Source organism: Pseudomonas xantholysinigenes (assembly GCF_014268885.2).
In the GTDB taxonomy this organism is placed as follows: Bacteria; Pseudomonadota; Gammaproteobacteria; order Pseudomonadales; family Pseudomonadaceae; genus Aquipseudomonas; species Aquipseudomonas xantholysinigenes.
Genome location: NZ_CP077095.1, coordinates 3,026,319 through 3,042,104, shown reverse-complemented (window position 1 = coordinate 3,042,104; position 15,786 = coordinate 3,026,319). Strand labels below are relative to the sequence as shown.

Sequence of the window (15,786 nt, the reverse complement as noted above, 5' to 3'; positions counted from 1 at the left end):
GCATGACGCTCAGTCCTTTGGCAGGCAAGCCGGCTCCGGCCAGCGTGCTGGTCGATATCCCCCGCCTGTTGACCGCTTACTACACCGGGCGCCCCGACGCCACGGTAGCGGCCCAGCGCGTGGCCTTCGGCACCTCGGGCCACCGGGGCACCTCGTTCGAGCTGAGCTTCAACGAATACCACGTGCTGGCGATCACCCAGGCCATTTGCCTGTATCGCCAGGAAAAGGGCATCGACGGCCCGCTGTTCATCGGCGCCGACACCCATGCGCTGTCCGCGCCGGCCGCCGCCAGTGCCCTGGAAGTGCTGGCCGCCAACGGCGTGCAGGTGATGCTGAGCCAGGATGACGAGTACACCCCGACCCCGGCGGTGTCCCATGCCATCCTCTGCTACAACCGTGGCCGCCAGCAGGGCCTGGCCGACGGCATCGTCATCACCCCGTCGCACAATCCACCGCAGAGCGGTGGCTTCAAGTACAACCCGCCCAATGGCGGCCCGGCCGACAGCGATGTGACCAAGTGGATCGAGGCCAAGGCCAACGAACTGCTGGCGGCCAATCTGGCCGGCGTCAAGCGCATGGACTACAAGCAGGCGCTGGCGGCACCGACCACCCAGCGTCACGACTATGTCAGCAGCTACGTCGCCGACCTGGAAAACGTCATCGACTTCGAGGTAATTCGCGGCGCCAACCTGCGTCTGGGCGTCGACCCGCTGGGCGGTGCCGGGGTGCGTTACTGGTCGGCCATCGCCGAGCGCTACCAACTCAACCTGGAAGTGGTGAATACCGAAGTAGACCCGACCTTCCGCTTCATGACCGTCGATTGGGACGGCCAGATCCGCATGGACCCGTCCTCGCCTTACGCCATGCAAGGCCTGATCGGCCTGCGCGAGCGCTTCGACGTGGCCTTCGCCTGCGACCCGGACCACGACCGCCACGGCATCGTCACCGCCGATGGCCTGCTGCAGCCGAACAACTACCTGGCCGTGGCGATCGACTACTTGTACCGCAACCGCCCGCAATGGCGCAGCGACGCGGCGGTGGGCAAGACCGTGGTCTCCAGCGGCCTGATCGACCGGGTCACCGCCGCGCTGGGCCGTGACCTGTACGAAGTGCCGGTGGGCTTCAAGTTCTTCGCCCAGGGCCTGTTCGATGGCTCGCTGGGCTTTGGCGGCGAAGAAAGCGCCGGCGCCTCGTTCCTGCGCAAGGACGGCAGCGTCTGGGCCACCGACAAGGACGGCCTGATCCCGGCGCTGCTGGCGGCCGAGATGACCGCACGCACCGGGCGCAACCCGAGCCAGATCTACGCCGACCTTACCGCCAAGCTGGGCAAGCCCTACGCCACCCGTGTCGAAGCCAAGGCCGATGCGCGGCAGAAGGCGCTGCTGAGCAAGCTGGCGCCCGAGCAGGTCACGTCCACCGAACTGGCTGGCGAGCCGATCGAGCAGATCCTCAGCCATGCGCCGGGCAACAACCAGGCCATCGGTGGGTTGAAGGTGATGACTGCCAACGGCTGGTTCGCCGCACGGCCGTCGGGCACCGAGGACATCTACAAGATCTACGCCGAGAGCTTCATCGACGAGGCGCATCTGGCGCGTCTGGTGGCCGAAGCCCAGGTGCTGGTGGATGCGGCGATCGCCTGATCTACCTCGTTAAACAAGGTCGGCGCGGTCCCTGTGGGAGCGGCTTTAGCCGCGAACACCGGCACAGCCGGTGCCAGGCACCGCGTCGCCTGCTTCGCGGCTGAAGCCGCTCCCAAAGGATGCTGTGATTGTTCTGTCAGTAGAACGATCCATGCCAATTCTCCTGTCTACCGCTTAATTAGCCTCGTCGGTAAGGTTATACCTATCCAAGAGGAGGCTTCTCATGAAAAAGATCCAGGGCATCCACCGCAGCCCCCACGCCCACTGGGTGGGCGACGGCTTCCCGGTGCGCAGCCTGTTCACCTATGACAACCTGGCCCGGCACATCAGCCCGTTCCTGCTGCTGGACTATGCCGGCCCCCATGATTTCACACCGACCACGGACCGGCGCGGCGTCGGCCAGCATCCGCATCGCGGCTTCGAGACCGTGACCATCGTCTACCAGGGCGAGCTGGAGCACCGGGACTCCACCGGTGCCGGCGGTTTGATCGGCCCGGGCGATGTGCAATGGATGACCGCCGCGGGCGGTATCCTCCACGAAGAGTTTCATTCGCCGGCTTTCGCCAAGCGTGGCGGTACCTTGGAAATGGTCCAGCTGTGGGTCAACCTGCCGGCCAAGGACAAGCGCGCCGCCGCCGGCTACCAGACATTGCTGGCCAGTGATATTCCAGTGGTGACGCTGGACGACGAGATGGGCAACTTGCGGGTGATCGCCGGGCGTTACCGGGACCAGCAAGGCCCGGCCCATACCTTCACCGACATGGATGTATGGGACCTGCGTCTGAAAGCCGGTGCTTCGCTGCAACTGCCCGTAGCCGCCGGGCGCAATGCCGCGCTGGTGGTACTGCGCGGCAACCTGCGGGTCAATGACCAGCGTGAAGCTGGCCCGGCCAGCCTGGTGCTGTTGGAGCGTGACGGCGAGGATGTGCGGATCGAGGCGCTGGAGGATGTCAGCGTGCTGCTGCTCAGCGGTGAGCCGATCGACGAGCCCATCGTCGGCTACGGCCCGTTCGTGATGAACAGCCAGGCGGAAATTGCCGAGTCGTTCGACGACTTCCAGGCCGGGCGGTTCGGGCAGATGGGCGGTGTCGAGCACGGCGCCCGGCATTGACGGCCTGTTTCAAGGCATGCCAGGCAGCGGGTATCTGTGGGAGCGGGTTTACCCGCGAATGCGTCGGTGAAGTCACCGCAGCATTCGCGGGTAAACCCGCTCCCACAGACGTTCAGGGCTATGGTCGTCAGATCGCTTCCGGCACCACCGCGATCACGTCGATCTCCATCAGCCACTCGGCCTGCGCCAGGCCCGCGACCACCAGCCCGGTGGAAATCGGGAACACGCCCTTCAGCCATTTGCCAACCTCCCGGTACACCGGCTCGCGGAAACGCGGATCGGTGATATAGGTGGTGGTCTTGACGATATGCGACAGGTCCGAACCAGCCTCCTCGAGCAATTGCTTGACGTTCTTCATGGCCTGTTCAGCCTGCGCCTGCGGGTCGCCCAGGCCGACCAGGCGCCCCTCGAAGTCGGTGCCGACCTGGCCGCGTACATAGATGGTGTTGCCGGCCCGCACGGCCTGGCACAGGTCGTTGTCCAGGGTCTGGTTGGGGTAGGTGGCCTTGGTGTTGAACATGCGGATGCGCGTGTGGGTAGGCATCAGTGGGCTCCGAAAGTGCTGACATTGCTGATCGAGGATTGTTGATCGGCCGCCGCGCGCTGTTCGCGGTCGCGGTAGGCCAGGTAGGTGCGCTGGGTGGCGATATGCCCGGCGACGTGCTTGGCGTCATGCCACACGCCCCAGATGAACGACGAGCCACGGCGCGACAGCCAGGGCAGGCCGAGGAAGTACACGCCCGGCTCCTTCGACACGCCGCGCTGGTGCTGCGGCTTGCCGTTGGCATCGAAGGTGTCGACCTGCAGCCAGCTGAAGTCGACGCCATAACCGGTGGCCCAGATGATGCTGTTGACGTTGGCCTGGGCCAGGTCCAGCTCGCGCAGGGGCTGGGTAACGCAGTCCGGATCGGGCAGGCGCTTGCGTGCCTCGGGTTCTTCGGGCAGGTCCAGGCCATTGCGCTCGACATAGGCATCGGCGGCGTCCAGCAAGGCCAGGTAGTTCTCGTCGCCGCGGGTGATGTTCTCAGCCAGGTTGTCCTGGAAGCGCGCCACGCCGCCTTCGAACGACTGGGTCAGGCCGACCAGGGTCATGCCCTGGTGGGCGAGGGTGCGAAAGTCCACGGTGTGCCCGCCACGGGCGCCCGACACGGCGATGGTCACGTGCTCGCGGCCTGGCTTGGCGATCTCGGCATCCCACTCGCCGAGCACCCCCAGCCACCAGCAGAAATCGCGGTTGCGGTAGCTGCGCGGCGGACGGTCATGGGCACCGACCGACAGGTACACCTGGCGCCCGGCGCGCATCAATTCCTCGGCGATCTGCACCCCGGAGGAGCCGGCGCCGACCACCAGCACCGCGCCTTCGGGCAGTTGCTCTGGGTTGTAGTAGGCGGCGGAGTGGATCTGGTGCAGGCCCTCGTCCTTCGGCGCGATGGCTGGGATCACCGGGCGCTGGAATGGACCGGTGGCGGCCACCACGCGGTTGGCGCGGATCACGCCCTGGTTGGTATCGATGGTGAAGCCCGGGCGATCGGCGTTGCGCACCACACGCTTGACCTCGACACCGGTGCGCACCGGCAGGTTGTACTTGCGCACGTACTGCTCGAAGTAGTCGGCGACCTGGTCCTTGCCGGCGAACGCGTCGGCATCGAGGTCGAATTCCAGCCCTGGGAAGCGGTCGTGCCAGGCCGGGCCGTTGGCTACCAGCGAGTCCCAGCGTCCACTGCGCCAGGCTTCGGCGATACGCTTGCGCTCCAGCACCAGGTGCGGCACGCCGAGCTTGCTCAAGTGTTCGCTCATGGCCACGCCAGCCTGGCCGGCGCCAACCACGAGGGTGTCGATTTCGATATTGTTCAGTGTCATGTCCCAGCCCTTCTTCAGCGGCGTTCTTGTTCAGGTCGGTGTTGCCTGGGGCCAGACTAGGGATGGGGCGGGAATCGCGAAAATAGTATTTAGCTGGGGCTTGCCGATAAATTGGCGAAGGCCTGCGATGTTCAGGGTTGCACGGGGCCTTGTAGGAGCGGCCTTGCGCCGCGAAAGGGCTGCAGAGCAGCCCCGGCAATCTTTGCATCAACGCTGAAATCCCGGGGCTGCTACGCAGCCCTTTCGCGGCGCAAGGCCGCTCCTACACAGAATGCATTCACGCCGCCTTAGTTTTTTCCTGCCCTGTACCGAGGAAAATGTTGGTTTCGCAGCTTCCGGGGCACATCGAGAATGCCGGTAACCTCAACACAGGAGCTGCATCCATGACTTTCTCCATCATCGGCCGCTGCCAGGAAACCGGCCAACTGGGCATCGCCATCAGTTCATCGAGCATCGCCGTCGGCGCCCGCTGCCCCTGGGTGCGCGCCGGGGTTGGCGCGGTGGCCACCCAGAACATCACCCTGCCGGCCCTCGGCCCACAGATCCTCGATGCCCTCGAACAGGGCCAGATGCCACCTGCTGCGGCCCTGGACCGGGTGCTCAGTGCCAATGGCTGGAGCGAGTACCGCCAGGTCACGGTGATCGACAGCCACGGCCAGGTGGCACTGTTCACCGGCAAGGAGGCCTTGGGCGTGCACAACGCCGTGGCGGGTGAAGGCTGCGTGGCGGCCGGCAACCTGCTGTCGACGCGGACGGTGATCGAGGCCATGGTGGCGGCATTCGAACAGGCCGGTGGCCACCTGGCCGACCGCCTGCTGGCGGCGATGCACGCGGCCATGGCCGCCGGTGGCGAGGCGGGCCCGGTGCACTCGGCGGCGTTGAAGGTCGCCGGCGAGCTGACCTGGCCACTAGTGGACCTGCGCGTGGACTGGGCCGAGCACGATCCCATCGGCGAGCTGGACAACCTCTGGCAGGCCTATCGCCCGCAGATGCAGGACTACGTGACCCGCGCCCTGAACCCGACCGCCGCGCCAAGCTATGGAGTGCCGGGCGATGAGTGAGATGTCCAGCCGCGCGCTACTGGCGCGCTTGGTCAGCTTTGCCACGGTCAGCCGCGATTCCAACCTGGAACTGATCGCCTTCATCCGCGATTACCTGGCCGGGCTAGGCGTTGCCAGCGAGCTGTTCCTCAACGAAGAGGGCACCAAGGCTAACCTGTTCGCCACCATCGGCCCCGCCGACCGAGGTGGCGTGGTGCTCTCCGGGCACACCGACGTGGTGCCGGTGGATGGCCAGGCCTGGACGGTCGAACCGTTTCGGCTCAGCGAACGTGACGGTCGCCTGTATGGCCGCGGCACCGCCGACATGAAAGGCTTCATCGCCTCGGTGCTGGCAGCGGTGCCGGCTTTTCTTGCCCAGCCGCTGAAGATGCCGGTGCACTTGGCGTTTTCCTATGACGAGGAAGTCGGCTGCCTGGGCGTGCGCTCGATGCTCGCGGCCCTGGCGCAGCGTGCGCACAAGCCGCGGTTGTGCCTGATCGGTGAGCCCACCGAACTGAAGCCGGTGCTCGGCCACAAGGGCAAGCTGGCCATGCGCTGCCAGGTGCACGGCGCGGCCTGCCATTCGGCTTATGCGCCTTATGGCGTCAATGCCATCGAGTATGCCGCGCGACTGATCGGCAAACTGGGCGAAATCGGCGACGACCTGGCGCTTGCGGCGCACCACGATGAGCGCTTCGATCCGCCGTTTTCCACGGTGCAGACCGGGCTGATCAAAGGCGGCAGGGCGCTGAATATCGTGCCCGAGGAATGCGAATTCGACTTCGAAGTGCGCGCCTTGCCGGGCTTCGAGGCACAATCAGTGGTCGAACGGTTGCAGGCCTACGCCGAGGCCGAACTGTTGCCGCGCATGCGTGCTGTCCACGCCGCCAGCACGATTGAGCTGCAGCCGTTGAGCGCCTATCCCGGGCTGGCAACACCGGTCGACAGCGAGGTGGCGCGGCTGGTGGCGCTGCTCAGTGGCTCGGATGATTTCGGTACCGTGGCCTTTGGCACCGAAGGCGGCTTGTTCGACCAGGCTGGCATCCCCACGGTGGTGTGCGGCCCTGGCAGCATGGACCAGGGGCACAAGCCCGATGAGTTCGTCAGTGTCGAGCAGTTGCAGGGCTGCGATGCGCTGTTGCGGCGGTTGGTGGATCATCTCAAGCACGAGTGAACGTCGCGGGCAAGCCCACTCCCACAGGATAGGCAACCACCCTGTGGGAGCGGGCTTGCCCGCGAAGACGCCGGTAGGGCTTAAAGCGGCTCAGGCCTGAACAACGGCTTCTTCATCACCCCTTTGATCCAGGCGACGGCAATCAGCGACACCACGGCCAGCACCACCCCTGCGGTACCAAAGATCTTCAGGTTCATTTCCGGGCTGGGCGAGGCGTTCCAGATCGCATAGAGCATGCCGCCGATGCCGAACAGTTGCGGCAATGGGTAGAACGGCGTGCGAAATGGCCGTGGCAGGTGCGGGTAGCGGCGGCGCAGGGCGATCACGTCCAGGTGCACGATGATGTAGGCCAGCAGCCAGGCGAGTGCAGCGGACAACAGCAGCAGGTTGATCGCCGCCGCGTCCTGGCCCATCAGCAACACCGGCAAGCCAGTGATTGCCGCTACGAACAGCACCGCCACCCAAGGTGTACGCGCACGCGGGCTGAGCAGCTTGAACTGCGGAAATGCCTGGCCGTTGCAGGCCATGCCGTAGAGCATGCGCGGGATGGCCGCCAGCGAGGTGTTGAGGGTGCTGCAGGTGGCGGTGACTGCGGCGATCACCAGGAACACCTCGCCGGTCTTGCCGAACACCGTGGTGGCGAACAGGTAGTGGGGCAGGGCATCGCTGCTCAAGGCTTCGCGCGGGACCAGGAACAGCGCGCCCAGCCCGTACAGGCCGATGGTGGCGAAGATCACGGTCAGGCCAATGGTCATCGAGCGTGGGATATTGCGCTCGGGCTTGCGGGTTTCCTCCACCAACGAGCAGACGAACTCGGCGCCGACGAAGCCCCACACGGCCATGGCGGTCAGGGCCAGCACCCCGGCGCCCATCGGGTTCCAGTCACCCTGCAGCAGTGTGGTGGTGACCCCTTCGGCATGGCCTTCGCTGATCGCGGCCAGGCCGAGAATCAGCAGCACGATGACCATGACCACGGCCATGGCGCTTTGCAGCTTGGCGAAGATGTCGATGCCCATCAGGTTGAGGACGGTGAACAGGGCGAGCACGCCGAAGGCCACCGAGTACTGCGGGAACACGCCCGGGTAGACCTTGCCGACGATCAGGTCGAGCAATAGCAGCTCGGCCGACAGGGCGAACATGGCTACCACCACGTAGCCGGAGAAGGTGGCGAGAATCGCCGGGAAATGCCCCAGCGCCACTTCGGTGTAGCTGGACAGGCTGCCGGCGCGCGGTACCAGCAAGGCCAGTTCGGAGAATGAAAAGGCGTAGCTCAGGGCCAGCAGGTAGGCCAGCGCCAAGGGTACGATGAAGCCCAGGCCGGCGGCGCCTACGCCTTGCAGCATCATCACCATCACCCCTTGCGACACCACCAGGCCGACAGCTACCGCCAGCAGCGACCCCAGTCCCAGGACCCGGCGAAAGCCGGCGTTGTCGTGCTGCGCGGCGGCAGGCACGGAGGTACTTGCAGTCATGTGAATTTCCCCGCTCTTGTTGTTGTAGTCGCGCCAGATACTGGGACAGGGGGCGGGGCGGGGAAATTAGTAAATATGTGGTTGCTGGGCAGGAAAAAGCTATGCGCGCCGACAACGACCTCAGGGCATGCACCACACCTGTGGGAGCGGGTTTATCGGGGCGCCGAACCGCCGCGAAGCAGGCGGCGCGGTGCCTGGCACCGGCTGTGCCGGTGTTCGCGGCTAAAGCCGCTCCCACAGGGATCGCGCTAGCTTTAGCAGTTGAGCAAGACAGTTGCTCCCACCGAGAGCGCAGCAGCGCGAAGCAGACCGAATTTTCAGAACGTCGCCTTGACCTGCAAGCCGACCACCAGCGCATTGTCGATATCTTGCCCGGAAAACGCCCCTGGCTCGACGATGTACTGCACATCCGGGCGCAGGTTCAGCCACGGCGTGGCCTGGTAGCCATAGCTCAGCTCCACCAGTTGTTCGGCGCTGTCGAGGTCGGGAAAGCCTTGTCCTGCATCGTATGCCGCCGCTTCCAGCACTTCGCGGCTACGCGGATTCGGGACCGCGCGGCCATAGCCCAGCGCCACGGTATCCCGTGGCCGGCTTGCGAAAGGCTGGTACAGCACCACGCCGGCACCATACCAGCGAGTGAACGGCGAGGCGGCCTTGCTCGACGCTGAATACTGGCCGAAGGCGTGCAGGCTGCGCCCGGGCAAGGCCGGGTCGTTCCACATGGCTTGGTCGACCAGCAAATAATGCCCGCCACGATCGGCGACTTCCTCGCTGCTGCCGATGCGTTTCACGTTCGAGCTGTCGTAGTAGTAACCGAGCTTGTACTCGCCTGGTAGTTTGCCGTGCAGCTTGTACACCAGCTCTACCGGGACCACGGTGCCGGTGGTGCGCTTGGGCCCAAGGTGCCAGGCTCGACTGGCATTGCCGTTGCTCTCGGGGTCGACGTTGAACGCTGCCACCCGCAATTGCCAGTCGGGCGTCAGGTCGTATTTCACCCGTACGCCAAGGTGGGCGTTGGGGTAGTTGCTCCAGCCACTACCGCCGGACATGTTCAGCGGGTGGCCGCAGAACCCGGCGTTCATGAAGTTGCACAAGATGCCGCTGTCCAGGCCGCCGAGGTCGTTGCCCATGGCCATGTAGCCGAGCTTGAGATTCAGCGCGGGCGACAGGTTGCGCGCGTAGCTGAGCTCGGTCAGGCGGGTATACAGGCCGCCGTAGTTCTCTTGGATTGGCAGGCGGTTGCCCACCAGGTCCTCGGAGGCGCTGTTGCCGCGGCGGTCGTTGATGGTCAGCTGGACCTGGCCGCCGTTATCCAGGCCGTACAGCTTCGACAGGTCGAACTGTACGCCGAGCTTGAGGTTCTGCGAGTAGCGGGCCGAGCGGTGCAGGCCGCCATGGGCGTTGTAGGCGGTTTCGCCACTGTAGTCGCCGGTGAAGGTGATGCCGTCTGCTTCAAGTTGATAGCGTAGGCCGCCCCAGTCGCCCGTCAGGGTGTTGTCAGCGAGGGTAAGGGGGCTTGTGAGGGTCAGAAGAAGTGGAGTGAAGCGAAAAACGCAGGACATTGCGGTATCTCGGGTTGTCTGTAAGGGCCCTTTCGCGGGCAAGCCCGCTCCCACAGGATTTGCGCAGGCCTGTAGCTTGCGCGGTCCTTGTGAGGCAGATAAACCTGCTCTCACAGGACTTGCACAGGCCAGTAGCGTGTGCGGTCCTTGTGAGGCAGATAAACCTGCTCCTAAAGGATTTGCGCAGGCCTGTAGCTTGTGCGGTTCCTGTGAGGTAGATAGACCTGCTCCCACAGGATGGTCACTGGCCTGCGGCCTGTGCGATCCCTGTGGGAGCGGGCTTGCCCGCGAAGAGGGCGACGCGGTTTACGGCAGGGCGTAGGCAATGACGTAGTCGCCACGATCGGTCGACTGGCGCGCGCCGCCGGCGGTGACCACCACGTACTGCTTGCCGGTTTTCGGCGACACGTAAGTCATTGGCCCGCCCTGGCTGCCCACCGGCAGGCGCGCCTTCCAGATTTCAGTGCCGTTGCCGCTGTCGTAGGCGCGCAGGTAGAAGTCCTGGGTACCGGCGATGAACAGCAGGCCACCCTGGGTCGACAGGGTACCGCCAAGAGTCGGCAGGCCGATCTTGATCGGCAGGTGCATGCGGATACCCAGCGGCCCGGTGTCCTCGACGGTGCCCACCGGTACCTGCCAGGCGATCTGCCGGGTGTTCATGTCGATGGCGGTCAGGGTGCCGTACGGCGGTGCCTGGCAGGGGATACCGGCTACCGACAGGAAGCGGTTCTTGTTCACCGCGTAAGGCGTGCCTTTGAGCGGTACCGCGCCCATGCCGGTGTTCAGCGCCTCGCCACCGCCGGCGGCCGCGCCTTTGTTCTGCGAGGGGATCATCTGAATCCACAGGCCCAGGCGCATGTCGTTGACAAAGATGAAACCGTGGACCGGGTCGGTGGACAGGCTGCCCCAGTTCATGCCACCCAGCGAGCCGGGGAAACTCAGCGACAGATCGCTGCCGGGGGCGGTGTACAGGCCGTCGTAGCGCATCTGCTTGAAATCGATACGGCACAGCAGCTGGTCGTAAGGGGTGGCGCCCCACATGTCCGATTCGGTCAGGGTCTGCGCGCCGATCTGCGGCATGCCCACCGATTTGGGCTGGGTCGGGGAGTAGGGCTCGTTGGGAATGTTGCTCGGCTTGACCGGCACTTCGTCCACTTGGGTGAGCGGCTTGCCGGTGGCGCGGTCGAGCACGTAGATCTGCCCGGCCTTGGTGCCGATCACCACCGCCGGCACGCGCTTGCCGTCATCGCGGGTGAAGTCGATCAGGCTCGGCTGCATCGGCAGGTCGAAGTCCCAGAGGTCGTTGTGCACGGTCTGGTACACCCACTTCTGGTCGCCGGTGGTGGCGTCCAGGGCCAGTACCGAGGCGCCGTAGGTATGGTCCAGTTGGTTGCGCTCGACACCATAGATGTCAGTGGACGACGAGCCCATGGGCAGGAACAGGGTGTTCATCGCCGGGTCGTAGGACATCGGTGCCCAACTGTTCGGCGTACTGCGCACATAGGTGTCGTCGCCTTGCGGGGCGTTGCGTGCTTGCGGGTTGCCCGGGTCGAAGGCCCAGCGCATTTTGCCGCTGATCACGTCGAAGCCGCGGATCACACCGCCCGGCATGTCGGTCTGGACGTTGTCGGCGACACGTCCGCCGACCACCACGGTGGTGCCGGCCATCAGCGGCGCGGAGGACAGCTGGTAGTACGAGTCGGGCACATCGCCCAGGCCGGCCTTGAGATCGACCTGGCCGTTGCTGCCGAAGCCCTGGCAGAACGCGCCGGTGTCGGCGTCGACGGCAATCAGGCGACCGTCGATGGTGTTGGTCAGCAGGCGACGCTGGCAATTGGCACCGGGTGCCACGCTGGCCACGCTGATGGCCGAGCTGCCCGGCTGGGTCGGCTGCGCCAGGGGCGCGCTGGCATCGAAGTAGGCCAGCCCACGGCAACGCTGCCAGACCTTGGACTGAGCGTTGATCGGGTTTTTCCAGAGCTCGCGGCCAGTATCGGTGTCCAGCGCGATCAGGTTGTTGTGCGGGGTGCAGATGAACACCTTGTCGCCGACCTGCAAGGGGGTCAGCTGGTCCTCGGCGCCGTTGCCATCGCTGACGGCAATGTCGCCGGTGCGATAGGTCCAGGCCACCTGGAGCTGGTCGACGTTGCCGCGGTTGATCTGGTCCAGCGCGGCAAAGCGGCTGCCGCCTTCGGTGTTGCCGTAATGGGCCCAGTCCTGCTGGGCCTTGCCCGGTTCGACCGGGGTCAGGCCCGGCCCCTTGCCGGTCGGGGCGACGCTGGGGTGAGCGACGAACATGTTGCCGGCGGCGACGGCCAGCGCCAGGGCCAGTACAGCGGCCACGCCATAGGCGCCGCGCGCCTGACGTCGGACCAGTTGCGGGTAGACCAGCGCCACCACCAGGCCAATTGCGGCGAACATGAACAGCCGTGAGAACAGCGGCCAGAACACCAGGCCCGTGTCGGCCAGCGCCCAGGCCAGGGTGCCGAGCAGGAACAGCGCGTACAGCCAGGCGCCCGCAGGCTTGCGGCGGGCGATGAGGATGCCGGCGATGGCCATGGCCAGGCCGCCGACCAGGAAGTACCAGGAACCGCCCAGGCCGGCCAACTTGGCGCCGCCGGCGGCCAGGAGCAGGCCGAGCAGGGCGATGATGGCGCCGAGCCCGACCAGGATGAAGGTTGAGGCGCCGGTAGCGCGGGAGGTGTTGTTCATGCCAGGGATCTCGCAGGTGGAATACGCCGCAGTGTAAGCCCTTAGCAAGCTAATTAACAAGTTAGTACATTTTGTTTGCAGGAGTTCGCCCCGCTCTTTGGGGCTACGTTGTCGCGCAGGGAACTATTATCCCTATGGGAGCGGGCAGCGCCGCGAACACTGGCGCAGTCGGTGCCAAGCCCCCAGAGGGCTCGTGGAGCCGCGAAAGGCTCAGTACACCGAACTGGTAGCCGTGCCCCCCGGCGTACCTGCCTTGAACTTGCCCAACAACCCCTGCAAGCCGCGCATCAGCACCGTGGTATCCACCCCCACCGCGACAAACGCAGCGCCCAACTCGATATAGCGGCGCGCCAACTGCTCGTCGGCACTGAGGATCCCTGCCGCCTTGCCGGCCTGGCTGATACGCACGATGGCTTGTTCGATGGCCGCCTGCACCTCGGGATGCCCGGGGTTGCCACGATGGCCCATGGCGGCGCTGAGGTCGGCAGGGCCGATGAACACCCCGTCGACGCCGTCCACCGCGCAGATTGCCTCGAGATTGGCCAAGCCTTCGCGGTTTTCGATCTGCACCAGCAGGCAGACCTGGTCGTCGGCGCGATCCAGATAGCCAGCAATGCTGTTCCAGCGCGAGGCACGGGCCAGGGCGCTACCGACACCCCGTATGCCTGCAGGCGGATAGCGGGTGGCGCGCACCAGCTGGCGGGCCTGTTCCGCGCTCTCGACCATCGGCACCAGCAAGGTCTGCGCGCCAATATCGAGCAGTTGCTTGATCAGCACGGTGTCGCCGATCACCGGGCGTACCACTGCCTGGCCAGGGTAGGGTGCCACCGCCTGTAGTTGGCCGAGCAGGCTACGCAGGTCATTGGGGGCGTGCTCGCCATCGAGCAGCAACCAGTCGAAGCCGACATTGGCGGCCAGCTCCGCGCAGTACGGGTCGGCCAGGCCCAGCCACAGGCCAATTTGCGCCTGGCCGCCGCGCAGCCGTTGCTTGAAGGTGTTGATAGGCATGTCCATGGGCTGTCCTCAGACGAAACGGCAGGCGATCGAGCCGAGCTGGTCGTAGTCGACATGGAAGGTATCGCCGGGGCGGGCCGCCACCGGACGGGTGAAGGAGCCGCCGAGGATCACCTGGCCGGCTTCCAGGCCGACATCGTAGGCCGCCAGTTTGTTGGCCAGCCAAGCCACGCCCTTGGCCGGGTGGTTGAGCACCGCGGCGGACACCCCGGACTCTTCGATCACGCCGTTGCGGTAGAGCACCGCGGGCACTTTGCGCAGGTCGATGGCGTTGGGCCGCACCGCGCGCCCGCCCATGACCACGCCTGCGTTGGCGGCATTGTCGGAGATGGTGTCGAAGACTTTGCGCGTGGCGCCGCTCTGCGGATCAACCTGCTGGATACGTGCGTCGATGATTTCCAGCGCCGGAATCACCCACTCGGTGGCCTCGAGTACATCGAACAGGGTTACGTCCGGGCCTTTCAAGGGCTTGCCGAGGATGAACGCGAGCTCCACCTCCACCCGTGGCACGATGAAGCGGTCAAAGGGGATGTCGCTGCCTTCCTCGAACAGCATGTCGTCGAGCAGGGCGCCATAGTCCGGCTCGGTGATGTTCGAGGAAACCTGCATGGCGCGGGAGGTCAGGCCGATCTTGTGGCCGACCAGTCGGCGGCCGTCCTTGATCTTCTGGGCGACCCAGGCGCGCTGGATGGCGTAGGCGTCCTCGATGCTGATGGCCGGGTATTCGAGGGAAAACTGGCCGACCTGTTCGCGGGCGCGTTCGGCCTGGTCGAGACGGGCGACGGCTTGCTGGATGATGTGCGCGTCGAGCATGGAAACCTCAGGGTTGACGGTTGAACAAGGGATGCAGGCTGCTGTGCTTGGCGTCGTATACCTGGGCCTGGCTTTCGTCGATCTGCACGGTCACGCCCACCGGGCGTCGCGCGAGCAAGGGGTCAAGCTGTTGGCGCATCACCGCCAGCAATTGGTCGCCGACCTGGCGGTGCACGCCGCCACTGCGCCCCGCGCCCATGCGCAGGTTGGCGTAGACGAAGCCATAGTCACCCCGGCCATCGGCAATCGCCGCATGGGCAGCGGGGTAGGCGAGCACCCGGGTGCCGCCGGTGGGGAACACTTGCCGGCCGGACTCATCCCGTTGTTCGAGCATGCAGTCGGCGAGGGCGCGGCACAGTGTGGGCATGTCGGCATCGGCTTCGATGTCTGGGCTGTAGAGCAGGACCAGATGGGGCATGCAGCGGCTCCTTACAGGCGGCTGGTGGAGGCCACGCCGGCCGGGTTCGAGGCCTGGGCGGCGGGGATGGCGCGGCCGTCCTGCGCGGTGACCGGGAAGATCGCGTTGATCTGGCCAGTGCCGGACGAGCCGAAGTAGGGCGTCACCACCTCGGCCTTGCCGTCGTAGCGTGACCAGCCCAGGGCGCCGAGCAGCATCGCGGTGTCGTGCATGAAGCCTTCGCCATGGCCCTTGACCGCATATTCCGGGAGCATGGCGCAGAAGTCGGCCCAGTCGCCGTCCTGCCACATGCGCACCACGCGGTGGTCAAGGGTTTCCAGGAACGGGCTCCAGACCTTGGTGGCGAACTCCGGCGCCTGGCCGTTCTGCGCGAAGCGGTGCGACAGCGAGCCACTGGCGAGGAACGCCACGGTGCCGTCGTAGTGCTCCTCGACCGCCTTGCGCATGGCCCAGCCCAGGCGCGCGCTGTCGTTGAGGTAGTGCGAGGTGCACAGCGCCGAGACCGAGATCACCTTGAAGTGCTGGTCGGCGTTCATGTAGCGCATTGGCACCAGGGTGCCGTATTCCGGGGCCAGGGTGGTGGCGTCGTGGGCCATGGTCTCGACCCCCAGGCGATTGCATTGCTCGGCCAGCAGTCGACCCAGTTCCGGGTTGCCGGGGAAGCCGTAGTTCATGTTGGCGATGAAGTGCGGCAGCTCGTTGCTGGTGTACAGGCCTTCGAACTGCGCGGCGCAGTTGATGTGGTAGTTGGCGTTGACCAGCCAGTGGGTGTCGAACACGACGATGGTGTCCACCCCCAGTTCGCGGCAGCGCCGGCCGATCTCGTGGTGGCCGTCGATGGCCGCCTGGCGAAAGCCCTGGCGCGGGCCGGGCAGTTCCGACAGGTACATCGACGGGACATGGGTGATCTTGGCGGCGAGAGCGAGTGTGCCCATGGTGTGTCTCCTGTTGAAGAGTGTTGTTATGTGTC

General features: G+C 65.7%; 13 protein-coding genes. 4 read left to right on the top strand and 9 right to left on the bottom strand.

Going from position 1 to position 15,786, the window contains the following annotated elements:
• The first annotated feature begins 2 nt into the window (after positions 1-2).
• Positions 3-1,640, top strand: coding sequence for a phosphoglucomutase (alpha-D-glucose-1,6-bisphosphate-dependent) (gene pgm / locus HU772_RS13440; RefSeq protein ID WP_186655234.1), 1,638 nt, complete (start codon positions 3-5; stop codon positions 1,638-1,640).
• A 223-nt stretch (positions 1,641-1,863) separates the two neighbouring features.
• Complete coding sequence (locus HU772_RS13435) at positions 1,864-2,751, top strand: pirin family protein (RefSeq protein WP_186655237.1); 888 nt, start codon at positions 1,864-1,866, stop codon at positions 2,749-2,751.
• Between the two features lie 127 nt (positions 2,752-2,878).
• On the opposite strand, the gene HU772_RS13430 is transcribed toward HU772_RS13435, so the two are convergent.
• Together HU772_RS13430 and HU772_RS13425 are read right to left on the bottom strand one after the other, a co-directional pair.
• Positions 2,879-3,295, bottom strand: coding sequence for a RidA family protein (locus HU772_RS13430; protein ID WP_186655240.1), 417 nt, complete (start codon positions 3,293-3,295; stop codon positions 2,879-2,881).
• Positions 3,295-4,611: a flavin-containing monooxygenase gene (locus HU772_RS13425; protein ID WP_186655243.1), complete on the bottom strand. Its 1,317-nt coding sequence runs from the start codon at positions 4,609-4,611 to the stop codon at positions 3,295-3,297. The genes HU772_RS13430 and HU772_RS13425 overlap by 1 nt, the downstream gene beginning before the upstream one ends.
• Positions 4,612-4,994: 383 nt before the next feature.
• Between HU772_RS13425 and HU772_RS13420 the strand changes: the two genes are divergently transcribed.
• Positions 4,995-5,672, top strand: a complete 678-nt coding sequence (locus tag HU772_RS13420) for a DUF1028 domain-containing protein (protein WP_186655246.1) — start codon at positions 4,995-4,997, stop codon at positions 5,670-5,672.
• The gene (gene argE, locus HU772_RS13415) at positions 5,665-6,825 is read left to right on the top strand and encodes an acetylornithine deacetylase (RefSeq protein ID WP_186655249.1); all 1,161 of its coding nucleotides are present in this window, start codon (positions 5,665-5,667) and stop codon (positions 6,823-6,825) included. The genes HU772_RS13420 and argE overlap by 8 nt, the downstream gene beginning before the upstream one ends.
• 80 nt (positions 6,826-6,905) lie before the next feature.
• On the opposite strand, the gene HU772_RS13410 is transcribed toward argE, so the two are convergent.
• The 7 genes from HU772_RS13410 to hpaD all read right to left on the bottom strand — a co-directional run bounded on the left by HU772_RS13410 (position 6,906) and on the right by hpaD (position 15,751).
• Positions 6,906-8,297 carry an APC family permease gene (locus HU772_RS13410; protein WP_186655253.1) on the bottom strand — a complete coding sequence of 464 codons (1,392 nt, stop codon included), beginning with the start codon at positions 8,295-8,297 and terminating at the stop codon, positions 6,906-6,908.
• 317 nt (positions 8,298-8,614) lie between these two features.
• Complete coding sequence (locus HU772_RS13405) at positions 8,615-9,859, bottom strand: carbohydrate porin (RefSeq protein ID WP_186655257.1); 1,245 nt, start codon at positions 9,857-9,859, stop codon at positions 8,615-8,617.
• A 306-nt stretch (positions 9,860-10,165) separates the two neighbouring features.
• Positions 10,166-12,571, bottom strand: coding sequence for a glucose/quinate/shikimate family membrane-bound PQQ-dependent dehydrogenase (locus tag HU772_RS13400; RefSeq protein WP_186655260.1), 2,406 nt, complete (start codon positions 12,569-12,571; stop codon positions 10,166-10,168).
• Positions 12,572-12,781: 210 nt separating this feature from the next.
• Positions 12,782-13,585 carry a 4-hydroxy-2-oxoheptanedioate aldolase gene (hpaI, locus tag HU772_RS13395; protein WP_186655263.1) on the bottom strand — a complete coding sequence of 268 codons (804 nt, stop codon included), beginning with the start codon at positions 13,583-13,585 and terminating at the stop codon, positions 12,782-12,784.
• 9 nt (positions 13,586-13,594) lie between these two features.
• Positions 13,595-14,398 (bottom strand): 2-oxo-hept-4-ene-1,7-dioate hydratase, encoded by an 804-nt coding sequence (gene hpaH / locus HU772_RS13390; protein WP_186655265.1) that lies wholly within the window; start codon positions 14,396-14,398, stop codon positions 13,595-13,597.
• A 7-nt stretch (positions 14,399-14,405) separates the two neighbouring features.
• Positions 14,406-14,816, bottom strand: a complete 411-nt coding sequence (locus HU772_RS13385) for a 5-carboxymethyl-2-hydroxymuconate isomerase (protein WP_186655268.1) — start codon at positions 14,814-14,816, stop codon at positions 14,406-14,408.
• Between the two features lie 11 nt (positions 14,817-14,827).
• Positions 14,828-15,751: a 3,4-dihydroxyphenylacetate 2,3-dioxygenase gene (gene hpaD / locus HU772_RS13380; protein ID WP_186655282.1), complete on the bottom strand. Its 924-nt coding sequence runs from the start codon at positions 15,749-15,751 to the stop codon at positions 14,828-14,830.
• Positions 15,752-15,786: the final 35 nt, after the last annotated feature.

Excerpts from the sequence above, each read along its gene's own strand:
- pgm (WP_186655234.1), top strand. The coding sequence starts at position 3 with ATGACGCTCAGTCCTTTGGCAGGCAAGCCGGCTCCGGCCAGCGTGCTG.
- HU772_RS13435 (WP_186655237.1), top strand. The coding sequence starts at position 1,864 with ATGAAAAAGATCCAGGGCATCCACCGCAGCCCCCACGCCCACTGGGTG.
- HU772_RS13430 (WP_186655240.1), bottom strand. The coding sequence starts at position 3,295 with ATGCCTACCCACACGCGCATCCGCATGTTCAACACCAAGGCCACCTAC.
- HU772_RS13425 (WP_186655243.1), bottom strand. The coding sequence starts at position 4,611 with ATGACACTGAACAATATCGAAATCGACACCCTCGTGGTTGGCGCCGGC.
- HU772_RS13420 (WP_186655246.1), top strand. The coding sequence starts at position 4,995 with ATGACTTTCTCCATCATCGGCCGCTGCCAGGAAACCGGCCAACTGGGC.
- argE (WP_186655249.1), top strand. The coding sequence starts at position 5,665 with ATGAGTGAGATGTCCAGCCGCGCGCTACTGGCGCGCTTGGTCAGCTTT.
- HU772_RS13410 (WP_186655253.1), bottom strand. The coding sequence starts at position 8,297 with ATGACTGCAAGTACCTCCGTGCCTGCCGCCGCGCAGCACGACAACGCC.
- HU772_RS13405 (WP_186655257.1), bottom strand. The coding sequence starts at position 9,859 with ATGTCCTGCGTTTTTCGCTTCACTCCACTTCTTCTGACCCTCACAAGC.
- HU772_RS13400 (WP_186655260.1), bottom strand. The coding sequence starts at position 12,571 with ATGAACAACACCTCCCGCGCTACCGGCGCCTCAACCTTCATCCTGGTC.
- hpaI (WP_186655263.1), bottom strand. The coding sequence starts at position 13,585 with ATGGACATGCCTATCAACACCTTCAAGCAACGGCTGCGCGGCGGCCAG.
- hpaH (WP_186655265.1), bottom strand. The coding sequence starts at position 14,398 with ATGCTCGACGCGCACATCATCCAGCAAGCCGTCGCCCGTCTCGACCAG.
- HU772_RS13385 (WP_186655268.1), bottom strand. The coding sequence starts at position 14,816 with ATGCCCCATCTGGTCCTGCTCTACAGCCCAGACATCGAAGCCGATGCC.
- hpaD (WP_186655282.1), bottom strand. The coding sequence starts at position 15,751 with ATGGGCACACTCGCTCTCGCCGCCAAGATCACCCATGTCCCGTCGATG.